The organism is Candidatus Magnetobacterium casense (assembly GCF_019173545.1).
In the GTDB taxonomy this organism is placed as follows: domain Bacteria; phylum Nitrospirota; class Thermodesulfovibrionia; order Thermodesulfovibrionales; family Magnetobacteriaceae; genus Magnetobacterium; species Magnetobacterium cryptolimnobacter.
Genome location: NZ_JABXWD010000713.1, coordinates 1 through 1244, shown reverse-complemented (window position 1 = coordinate 1244; position 1244 = coordinate 1). Strand labels below are relative to the sequence as shown.

General features: G+C 51.9%; 1 protein-coding gene. It reads left to right on the top strand.

Annotation, left to right across the window (positions count from 1 at the left end):
* Positions 1-339: 339 nt before the first annotated feature.
* The coding region (locus HWQ67_RS18985) for an AIR synthase-related protein (RefSeq protein WP_218254260.1) at positions 340-1244 on the top strand (905 nt) is incomplete at its 3' end.

Below are 1244 nucleotides of genomic sequence, written 5' to 3'. Positions count from 1 at the left end.
TGATTTTTTTCCATAAATTGATAATGTTATATTGGCACCTTGAAAAGTTCAAAATCCGAATTCTTCGGATCTTTTCAGGTGGGACATCAAAGAAAGGTATAGTGAGCCATGCGCAAGACAATGACGTATGCTGAAACCGGAGTGGTCTACGATGGTATGGATCCAGTCAAGTGAGAAGCACAGGAGGCCGGTCGTGCAACTGCGCGTTTTCTTCATCGTTTTGGTTTTTCCGAGGAGGAATGGAGTCGGGGCGAGAGCTGCTACCTCGTCAAAACTCCATTTGGATACCTCGGCATCGTCATTGAAGGCTTAGGCACCAAGAACTTGGTGGCCGACGCTATGCTTCAGTTGGCGATCGAGTTGGAGGCATTGGCAGGACTGACATTCTATGATCATGTCGCCCAATGCAACGTTGCCATGGCGGTGAACGACATGGTTACGTTGGGACCATTGCCGTTCTGCTATAGCCAGTACCTTGCTGCTGGCAGTTCGGACTGGTTCAAAAACGAGAAGCGTTGGCGCGATTTGGTCAAAGGGACCAAGCAGGCATGCATTCTGGCAAGGTGTGTCTGGGGTGGAGGGGAAACCCCAACCCTGAGGGACATTATCATGCCAGGTGCAGTCGACCTTGCAGGTGCAACGGTTGGTTTTGTACAGTCAGAAGAACGACTGATCAGGCCAGACCGTATTATGTCTGACGATGCCATCGTGATCATCGAGAGCTCGGGAATCCACGCCAATGGGTTGACTTTGGCGCGAGAAATCGCCAAGAAGTTGCCCGATGGCTTTCTGACTCGACTCTCTGATGGCCGCACTTACGGCGAAACCCTCCTCGACCCGACGCGCATTTACGTGCCCATTGTCGAGGACTGCCAGAATAGTGGTGTCCACATCCACTACGCTGTGAACGTTACTGGGCACGGTTGGCGCAAGATCATGCGTGCTCGGCAATCGTTCACATATGTGATAGATGTCCTGCCTAGGCAGCTTCCCATATTCGACTTCATTCAGGAGCACGGACCGGTTGATGACAGGGAAGCTTACGGCAACCTCAACATGGGAGCCGGATTCGTTCTCTTTGTGCCTCAGTCAGACCTGTCCAATGTCTGGGACGTGCTCGAATCCTACGACGCCCCAGATCGATTTGGGGCCGTTATTGCCGGACACGTCGAAAACGGTCCGAAGAAAGTTGTGATTAAGCCAAAACGCATTGAATTCCTCGGTTCTGAGCTGGGGGTTCGATG